At 71.1% G+C, this 9,893-nt stretch carries 3 protein-coding genes and 1 pseudogene; all 4 read left to right on the top strand.

The genetic code is table 11. The features are described 5' to 3' along the window. Window positions 1–4,578, top strand: coding sequence for a non-ribosomal peptide synthetase (locus D892_RS0106340; RefSeq protein WP_024800441.1), 4,578 nt, complete (start codon window positions 1–3; stop codon window positions 4,576–4,578). A gap of 49 nt (window positions 4,579–4,627) precedes the next feature. Next, window positions 4,628–5,374: a thioesterase II family protein gene (locus D892_RS0106335; RefSeq protein ID WP_024800440.1), complete on the top strand. Its 747-nt coding sequence runs from the start codon at window positions 4,628–4,630 to the stop codon at window positions 5,372–5,374. Window positions 5,375–5,408: 34 nt separating this feature from the next. Continuing rightward, window positions 5,409–6,731: a polyketide synthase gene (locus D892_RS0106330; RefSeq protein ID WP_024800439.1), complete on the top strand. Its 1,323-nt coding sequence runs from the start codon at window positions 5,409–5,411 to the stop codon at window positions 6,729–6,731. Window positions 6,732–6,786: 55 nt separating this feature from the next. Then, a pseudogene (gene nbtC / locus D892_RS40545) lies at window positions 6,787–9,765 on the top strand (nocobactin polyketide synthase NbtC); the annotation flags it as partial. Between the last annotated feature and the right edge of the window lie 128 nt (window positions 9,766–9,893).

Raw genomic sequence — 9,893 nt, 5'->3', positions numbered from 1 at the left:
ATGACGATGAGTGACGGCGGTACCGAGATCGAGGACGTGCTGGCGCTGGCGCCGCTGCAGGAGGGGCTGTTCTCGCTGTCCCACCTGTCCGGGGACGAGCCCGATGTCTACACGATTCCGTTCGTCGTCGACATCGAAGGGCCGCTCGATACGGGCCGGCTGCGCGCCGGTTTCGAGGCGCTGCTGCGGCGGCACGCCAATCTGCGCGCGGTGTTCTGGGATGAGGATCTGCCGCGGCCGGTGCAGATCGTGCCGCGCCGGGTGGAGCTGCCGTGGGTCGAACGCGCCGCGGTGGCAGAGGAACTCGACGCGATCACGACCGCGGAGATCGGCAGGCCGTTCGACCTGAGCCGCGGCCCCGCGTTGCGGGTGCTGATCGCGAACCTGGCGCCGGATGCCGACGGGACCGAGCGGCGGCGGATGGTCGTGACGATCCACCACATCCTGATGGACGGGTGGTCGCTCGGGCTGTTGTTCGGTGAGCTGCGGGCCTTGTACGAGGCCGGGGGAGCGGCCGACGCGCTGCCGCCGGTGCGGCCGTACCGCGATTACATCGGTTGGCTTGCCGCCCAGGACATGTCGGCGGCGCAGCGGCGGTGGGTCGACTATCTCGGCGTGCTCGACGGCCCGCTGATGGTGGCCGACGGCGGCGGCACGATGGGCATCGATCGTGCGGAGGCGCCGAAGGCGGCCGATATCAGCCGGTTCGCGCTGTCCGCCGACGACACCGCCCGGCTGCGGCACTGGGCGCGGGCGCAGGGGCTGACGCTGAACACCGTGGTGCAGTTCGCCTGGACGATCGTGCTGTCCCGGCTGACCGACCGCGACGACGTGGCCTACGGCACCGTGGTGACCGGGCGGCCGGACCAGATCGCCGGTGTGGACCGCATGATCGGGCTGTTCCTGAACACCGTCGCGGTGGCGTTCCGGGCCGATCCCGGGGCGTCGGTGGCGGCCGAATGCCTTCGGCTGCAACGGGAATCGTCGTCGATGCGGGAGATCGGGTACCTGAGCCTGTCGTCGGTGCAGCGGGCGGCCGGGCACAGCGCGCTGTTCGATACGATGTTCGTGTTCCAGAACGCGCCGATGGAGGACGCGCTCAGCGCGGTCACGATGGGCGACGGGGTGACGTTCCGGCCGGTCATGACCGAGAACCTCACGCACTATCCGCTGACCGTGGTGTCGCATCAGCTGGGCGACGAGCTGCTGGTGGTGGTCGAGGCCGTGCTCGAGTCGGTGCCGTATCTGCCCGCCGATATCGCCGCGAGCCTGCTGGCGGTGCTGCGCCGGCTGCCCGACAGCTCGGACGTGCGCATCGGCGACCTGGACGTGCTGCCGGACGCCGCGCGCGACGAGCTGCTGCGCGTGTCGGCCACGCCGGAGCTGCCCGAGAAGGAGTCGGCGGCCTCGGTTTTCGCGCTGTTCGAGCGCCAGGTGGCGGCGACCCCGGATGCGGTGGCGCTCACCACCGACAGCGAGCGGCTGACCTATCGGGACCTGTACGAGCGGTCGGCGCGGCTGGCGGGCGAGCTCGCCGCGCACGGCGTGGGTCCCGAGGACGTGGTGGCCGTTCACCTTCCGCGCGGGCCGGAGGCGATCGTCTCGATTCTGGCCACGCTCGCCGCGGGCGCCGCCTATGTGCCCGTGGATATTTCGCTTCCCCAGGCCCGGATCGAATCCATTCTCCGGCAGGCCCGGCCCGAGGTCGTGCTCGCCTCGGCGGACCACGGCGAACTCGGGAAAAAGGTGCTGCGTCTGGACGATCCGGCGGTGGCCGGCCGCATCGCCGGGCGGCCGCCGGTGGCGCCCGCGGCGGGGCGTCATGCGGCGCAGAGCGCGTACCTCATCTTCACCTCCGGGTCGACCGGCGAACCCAAGGGCGTCATCGGTACCCATGAGGCCCTGATCGGCTATTTCGCCGACCACCGCGAGCGGGTGTACCGGCCCGCCGTCGAGCGGCTCGGGCGCAGGCTGCGGATCGCGCACGCGTGGTCGCTGAGCTTCGACGCATCCTGGCAGCCGCTGATCGGGCTGCTCGACGGGCACGCCCTGCATCTTTTCGACGACGAGGCCGTGCGGGACGCGCAGCGGCTGGTCGACGGGGTGGGGCGGCACGGTATCGACATGATCGATACGACGCCGTCGCTGGTGCGGCAGCTGTCGGCGGCGGGTCTGCTCGATCATCGGCTGGCCGTGGTCGCGCTGGGTGGCGAGGCCATCGACCCGCACCTGTGGGCGCGGCTGCGGGCGCTGCCGGATGTCGCGGTGCACAACTGCTACGGCCCGACCGAGACCACCGTGGAGGCCGTGGTCGCCGATGTCACGACGATGACCGGCGCACTGGCCGATTCGCCGACGATCGGCGCTCCGACCGCCGGAATGTCGGCCTACGTCCTGGATTCCCGGTTGCGGCCGGTGCCGGTCGGCGTGGTCGGTGAACTGTATCTGGCCGGGCCGCAGGTGGTTCGGGGCTATGCCGGGCGCCCGGGCGGCACGGCCGACCACTTCGTGGCCGATCCCTTCCATCCGGCGCGGCGCATGTACCGCACGGGCGATCTGGTGCGGCGACGGCCCGACGGCCTGCTCGGCTATCTGGGCCGCGCCGACGATCAGGTGAAGGTGCGCGGATATCGCATCGAGATCGGCGAGGTCGAGACGGCGCTGCGGATGCTGCCGGGCGTCGCCGCCGCGGCGGCGACGGTGACGCGCCGCGGTGCGGCGGCGAGCCTGGTGGGGTTCGTGGTGTGCGATCCGGGCCGGGCCGCGGAACCGGTCGGCATGCGGACCGCGCTGGCGGCACGGTTGCCCGCGTACATGATTCCCGCGCGCATCGTGGTGCTGCCGCGGCTTCCGGTGACCGTGAACGGCAAGCTCGACGGCCGCGAACTCGAGCGGCTCGCGGAACGGTCGCTCGCCGAGGGCGGATCCGGCGGCACGGCCGCGCCGAGCACGGCGACCGAGCGAACGCTCAGCGCGCTGCTGGCCGAGGTGTTCGACGGGCGGGCGCCCGGCGTCGACGACGACTTCTTCGCGTTCGGCATGGACAGCATCGTCGCCATCTCGCTGGTGAACAAGGCGCGCCGGAACGAGCTCGCGGTGACCGCGCGGATGGTGCTGGCCACTCCGACCGTCCGCGATCTCGCCGCGGCGATCGATCGCGGTGCCGCTCAGGTGGTTTCGGCAGGTGAGGAAGGCTACGGCCCGGTGCCGCCGCTGCCGATCGTGTCGTGGACCTATGCGCACGGCAACTACCGGCGCTTCACCCAGAACATGTTGCTCGGTGTGCCCGAGGACATCTCGCGGGCCGATCTCGACGCCGTGCTGCAGGCGGTGCTGGACGGACACGACGTGCTGCGGTCGGTGCTGGAGGAGACGGCCGAGGGTCCGCGGCTGGTGACCCGCGAGCCGGGTGTGGTACGGGCAGCGGATGTGCTGACCCGGGTCGAGGACGTTCCCGCCGACGCGGCGGGTGAACATCTGCGTCCGGCCACGCACGCCGCGCTCGACGAGATCGATCCGCACACCGGAAATATGCTGCGCGCGGTGTGGTTCCGCGGCCCGGCCGGCGGTGACCTGCTGTTCCTCGCCATTCACCACCTGGCCGTGGACGTGGTGTCCTGGCACATCCTCACCGCCGATCTGGCGGCGGCGTGGGAACAGGTGCGGTCCGGGGGCACGCCGAAGGTGCTGGCCGAACCCACCTCGTATCGTGCGTGGTCGCAACGGATGTGGGAGCGCGCCGATCACCCCGAGGTCCCGGCGCAGCGCGACTACTGGGCCGCGCAGGTCGAGGCCCCGGACCCGGCGCTCGGCAGCCGCAAGCCGGATCCGTCGATCGACACGTGGGAATCGTTGCGTGCCACCGTGGTCCGGGCGCCCGTGCGGGTGACGGAACGCATCCTGGCGGCGCTGACAAGGGACGAAGGCGTCCGCGAGGTGCTGCTGGCGGCGCTCACCATGACCCTGATCTCGTGGCGCCGCGAGCGCGGCGACGACCACACCGCCGGTGCGCTGCTCGCTCTCGAGAGTCACGGCCGTGCGGACGATGCGCTGGATGCGGACACCTCGGCCACCGTGGGCTGGTTCACGACAGTGTTCCCGGTCCGGCTCGGTGCCGGCGCCGACGCGATCGATGTCGCTGCCGCCGAGGCGGATCCGGCCGCGGCCGCGAAGCTGCTCGACTCCGTGACCGCGCACCTCGCCGGAGTACCCGGGGAGGGGCTCGATTTCGGCGTGCTACAACGCATTTCGGGTGTTCCGGAACTGACCGGCGCACCCGAGCCGCAGGTCGAGTTCAACTACCTGGGCCGCTCCGATCTGATGGTCCGGGACCGGCGGGCATGGTCGATCGTCACCGACGCCGCATACGCCGACGCCATGCCGATCGCCCCGGAACCCGACCTGCCCCTGCGCTACGCCCTCGATGTCGTGGCCGGGATCGAGGGCGGTCCGGTAGGGCCGCAATTGACCACTCAATGGCGTTGGAGCTCGGCGCTTTTCACCGAGGCCGAGGCCGGCCGCCTGAGCGAGCTGTGGAACCGCAGCATCGCCGCGATCGCGACCGCAGTGGATCGGTAGTCGCCTATCGAACGCTGCGGTCCGCCCAGTCCGCAACGAAGGGGATGAGATGGACAGACCGGGATGGATCAGGAAGTTCCACAGGCCGCGCGCGGCCGACCGGCCACCCATGCTGATATTTCCGCATGCCGGTGCCGGCGCCTCGACGTATCGCGCGTTCTCCAAGGCGTTCAGCGCGGACTTCGATGTCATCGTCTTCCAATACCCGGGACGCCAGGACCGGGCCCAGGAGCCGCCGCTGGGCTCGCTGCCCGAACTGGCGGCGGGCGCCCTCGCCGAGTTCCGGGATTCGGCATTCAACCGCGGCGCACCGATATTCGCGTTCGGGCACAGCATGGGGGCGCTGGTCTCCTTCGAATTCGCCCGGCTCGCCGAGGCCGCGGGAATCGGCGTGCGCCAGCTGACCGTCTCCGCGGCGGTGCCGCCGAGCCGCGCGGCCCATCGGCCGAAGACGCCCACCGGGGACGAGGAATTGCTCGACCACCTCGCCATGCTCGAGGGCACCGGTTCCGACGTTCTCGGCAGCCGTGAACTCATGCGCCTGGCGCTTCCGGTGCTGAAGGCCGATCACCGGGCCTCGGACGCGTATACCGTCCCGGAGCAGGCCGAGCTGAGCGCCAGGATTCACGCCCTGGGCGGTGACCGGGATCCGATCGTTTCCATCGCCGACCTGCACGGCTGGCGCAAACACAGCGACGACGTCGAGGTCACGGTGTTCGAGGGCGCGCATTTCTTTCTGAACGACCATGTCGAGGCGATCGCGGAATCCGTGGCGAGGAACGCGACCTCCGTGTGACGTAACGAGCGGTGAGGATCGAAGGGGATCAGTCATGACAGTGCCGACGAGGGAAGACGCCGACCACATAGTCATTTCCGGAATGGCCCTCGAGGCGCCGGGCGGAATCGACGGACCGGCCTCGTACTGGTCGATGCTCGCGGACGCGCGGGAGGTCCTCGGGCCGCTGCCGCGCGATCGGGGCTGGCCGATCGAGGAGATGCTGTCCCTGTCGCGCTTGGACGGGTGGGGCGGAATGCGTGACGTGGGTGGATTTCTCGACGGCGCCGCCGCTTTCGATCCGGGCTTCTTCGGCATCGGCCAGCGTGAGGCGCTCGCGACCGATCCGCAGCAGCGGGTGGTGCTGCGAGTGGCGTGGAAAGCGCTGGAGAACACCGGAACGAATCCGGGCGCCGTCGAGGGCGAGGAGGCCGGGTGCTTCGTCGGGACGATGCCCTCGGAATACGGGCCGCGCGGTGCGGAGGTCAACGAATACAGCGGGCACCGGGTTGTCGGCCTGGGCACCATGAGCGCGGCCGGCCGGGTGTCGCACTGCCTCGGATTGACGGGACCGTCGGTGACCATCGATACGTCGTGTACCTCCGCATTGACGGCGCTGCATCTGGCGGCGGGCGCGGTGCGCGCCGGAGAATGCGATTGGGCGCTGGCGGGCGGTGCGACCGTCATGGGATCTCCGCTGTACTTCTACGAATTCGCCAAACACAATGCGCTGTCCGCCGACGGGCACTGCCGGTCGTATGCCGACGACGCCAGCGGAACGCTGTGGGGTGAGGGCGCGGGTTTCGTTCTCGTGGAAAAAGAGTCGCGGGCCCGGCGCATGGGCCACCGGGTCTACGGCCGGCTGCTCGCCTCCGCCCAGAACCACAACGGAAAGGGGCGGCCGATTCTGGAACCCCGGGTGGACGCACAGGAACGGCTGGTTCGAAAAACCATAGAGCTGGCGGGAATCGACCCGGCCGACGTGGGAATGATCGAGGGCCACGGCACCGCCACCCGAGTCGGTGATCCGGTCGAACTCACCGCGCTGCAGAACACCTACGGGGTCGCGGGTTCCGCGCCACTGGTGGGCTCGGTGAAATCGAATGTGGGCCATCCCCAGGCCGCGGCGGGCGTCCTGGGCTTGATCAAGGTGCTGCTCGCCGGTCGGCACGGCCGGATTCCACCGACCCTGTTCTCCGGCAATCCCACCACCAGGGTGGATTGGGACCGGTCGGAGCTGCGACTGGCGACCGAGCTGCGGCCGTGGGAACCGCGTGGCGGTGTCCGCTGCGGTGCCGTGTCCGCGTTCGGCGCGAGCGGGGCCAATGCGCACGCGATCGTCGCCATGCCCGTTGACGAGGAGGCGGACAATGTCTAGCTATCGACTTCCCGACGGATCGGTTCCGGTCCTGTTGTCGTCCGATCATCTCGGCCTGCTGCCCGGTGAGGCCGCGGCCGTGCTGTCGTACCTCGAGGATCGACCCGAGGTGTCGCCGGATCGCGTGTCCGACATGCTGTTTCGCACCCGGGTCGCGCGTCGGCATCGCGCACTGGCGATGGTGAGATCCCGGGACGACCTCGTCGACGCGCTGCGGGCGATCGCCGAGGACCGCGGGCATCCGGCGGTCGTCCGCACGGGCGAACCCGCCGCGGCGCATCGCCTCGCCTACGTCTTTCCCGGGCAGGGCGGGCAGCGGCCGGGCATGGGCAAGCTGTTCTACGAGCGGGTGCCCGCCTTCCGCGCCGAGGTGGATCGCTGCGACGCGATGTTCCGCGAGCTGTTCGGCGAGTCGCCGTCGGCGTACCTGCTGGACGACGGCCTGCCCGCCGACGACAGCGCGCGAATCGTGCAGCCCGCGTTGTTCGTTCAGATGGCCGGGCTGGCCGCGATGTGGCGGTCGGCCGGCATCGCACCCGACGCCGTGGTGGGGCACAGTCAGGGTGAGATCGCCGCGGCCTATGTCTCCGGCACGATGACGCTCGCCGATGCCGTCCTGATGGTCGGCATCCGGGCGCGGGCCGTCGATACGATCTCGTCGGACCGGTACGCGATGGCCGTCGCGGCCGCCGACCGCGAGGAATGCGAGCAGCTGCTGGCGCGGCGCTCCGGGTGGGCCCAGGTCTCGGTGATCAATTCGCCTCGCCTGGTGGGCATCTCGGGCGAGCGGGACACCGTGCAGGACGTGGTGGACACCCTGGCCGCGAACGACCGGTTCGCCCGGCTGATCCGCGTGCGGTATCCGGCGCATACGGACCGGGTCGTCGAGTGCCGCGCGAGTCTCGACGACGCGGTGCACGGCCGGCTGTCGAACCGGCGGTTCCTCGACACCGATATCGACTGTCTCGGAGCCACTCTCGGCGGTCCGATCACCCCGGATCTGCCGGTGGACGAGTACTGGTTCTGGAACCTGCGCAATACCGTCCGGTTCGACAAGGCCGTCGAGGCGGCGGTCGAGCGCGAGATCGACACGTTCGTCGAGCTCGCCGAGCATCCGACGCTGGCGATGTCGATCCAGGAGAATCTCGCGGGCGCGGCGGCCGGCCGCCGGGTGGCCGGGACCTCGCACCGCGAGGCGGACGATCTGTCGGAATTCACCCGCAATCTCGCCACCCTGGCCGTGCACGACCTGGACTACTCCTGGGAGTCGCTGCGCACCGAGACGGACGTCGTCCGGCTTCCGCTGCCCGACTTCCCGAATACGGGGATGAACGAGGTGCGGCTGTGGCTGCCGTACAACACCGAGCCCCGGCCGCCGGTGGCCGCTGCTCCGGACCCCGTTCCCGACCAGGAGGTTTCGACGGCGCCCCCGCAGCTGCTGGTCGAGGAGTGGAGCCGCCTGGCGCAACGCTCGCTGACGCCGCCGCGCGCCCTCGGCATCATCGATCACACCGGCCGCTGCGCCGATCTCGCCGCCGCGCTCTGCGCACACGCCCCCGACCAGGGAGCTTCCGCTCGTGTCATCGATAGCGGCGGTGGCGATCTCGTTGATGTCGACGCCGTGGTCGTGCTGCTCCCGGCCTTGCCGGACATGGCCGGCGCGGCCGCCGTCGCCGAGGTCGCGGAGTTCTTCGGCGACCGCGGGTGGTGGTTGAAACCCGAAGCCGCGGTGACGGATTGGTGGCTCGTGACCGTGGCCGGCGAGGCCGTGCTGCCCGGCGACGCGCCGCCGCAACCGGTGCATGCCGCGGCCGCCGCCGGATTCCGCTGTGTCGGCGCCGAACACCCCGGCGTCGCGTTCCGTCACCTGGATCTGGTGCCGGACGAGACGGGCCCGGACCACGCACCCGCGATCCTGACGGCGCTGCACACCGCCGGTGAGCCGGAACTGGCGCTACGTGGCGGCACGGCCTACGTGAAACGGCTGGTCGAGGCCGACCGGGACGCTACGCCGCCGGCCGCCTACGAGCACGTCGTGATCATCGGCGGCACCGGCGGTGTCGGCCTGGAGTTCTGCGAGTACGGCGTGCGGCACGGCGCCCGCCGGATCACCCTGGTGAGCCGGTCGGGTGAGACCGCGGCCGTGGCCGATCGGCTGCGGCGGATCCGGGCCTCGGGGCCCACGGAGATCCGGGTCGTGCGGTGCGACATCGGGGACGCGGCCGCCGTGTCCCGGCTGGCCGGCGAACTTCGCTCCGCGCCCGCCGATCTCGTGGTGCACGCGGCGGCCGATCTCGCGGAGCTGACGAATGTCGAGCTGGCGGAGGTCACGCCGGAGCGGGTCGACCGGGCGCTGCGGGCCAAGGTCGCGGGCGTCGCCGAGGTGCTGGATTCGCTTGCCGTGACCGATGATTGCCATATTCTGCTGTGCTCGTCGTTCGTGGCGACGCTCGGCGGGCGCGCCATGCTCGTCTACGCGGCGGCCAACCGGATGCTCGACGCCCTGGCGCACCGGTTGCGTGCCGGGGGCCGCGACGCCGTCTCGGTGCAGTGGGGGCAGTGGTCGATCCATCGGGGCGCGGGCACATCCGAGGCCGGTGTGCTGGCCGGGGTGGGCTACCTGCCGATGGCGCCCGCGGATGCCCTCGCGCTCGGGCTCGGCGGCCTGCGCGAGAACGCGGTCGTCACGGCGTTCGACTGGGACCGTGGGCGTTCCGTGCTGGGACAGTTCGGGTACGGCCCGGTGCTGTCGCGGCTGGAGGCGCCGGTGGTCTCGTCCGTGCCGGAGGCCGAACCGGAAGCCGTGCCGGAAGCCGCTGCCGCCGGTGCCGATGTGCCGCAGCGGCTGGTGCATCTGCTCGCCGAGGCCATCGGCGCCGACGACCCCGAAACCATCGACACCGCACGGCCTTTGGTGGCGGTCGGCCTGGACTCGCTGCAGGCGCTGGCCTTGCGGCGCCACGTGGCGGACGAGTTCGGGTACGACCTGCCGGTCACGGACCTCATCGGAGGCATATCGCTCGACGACGTGGTGCGGCTGATCGGGAGTGGGGCGCCGGTGCCGTCCGGCGGTCGTACCGCGGCGCCGCCGGTCGACGCCGGTGCTCCGGCCGCCGTTGCCGCTGATCTCGACGTTGACCGGATCCGATCCGCGCGAAGGGA

This window comes from Nocardia sp. BMG51109 (assembly GCF_000526215.1).
GTDB lineage: Bacteria > Actinomycetota > Actinomycetes > Mycobacteriales > Mycobacteriaceae > Nocardia.
The sequence above is the reverse complement of the archived record's forward strand: the minus strand, read 5'-3'. Positions and strand labels throughout refer to the sequence as shown.

Coding starts and splice junctions, on each gene's coding strand:
- D892_RS0106340 (WP_024800441.1), top strand. CDS start 1: ATGACGATGAGTGACGGCGGTACCGAGATCGAGGACGTGCTGGCGCTG.
- D892_RS0106335 (WP_024800440.1), top strand. CDS start 4,628: ATGGACAGACCGGGATGGATCAGGAAGTTCCACAGGCCGCGCGCGGCC.
- D892_RS0106330 (WP_024800439.1), top strand. CDS start 5,409: ATGACAGTGCCGACGAGGGAAGACGCCGACCACATAGTCATTTCCGGA.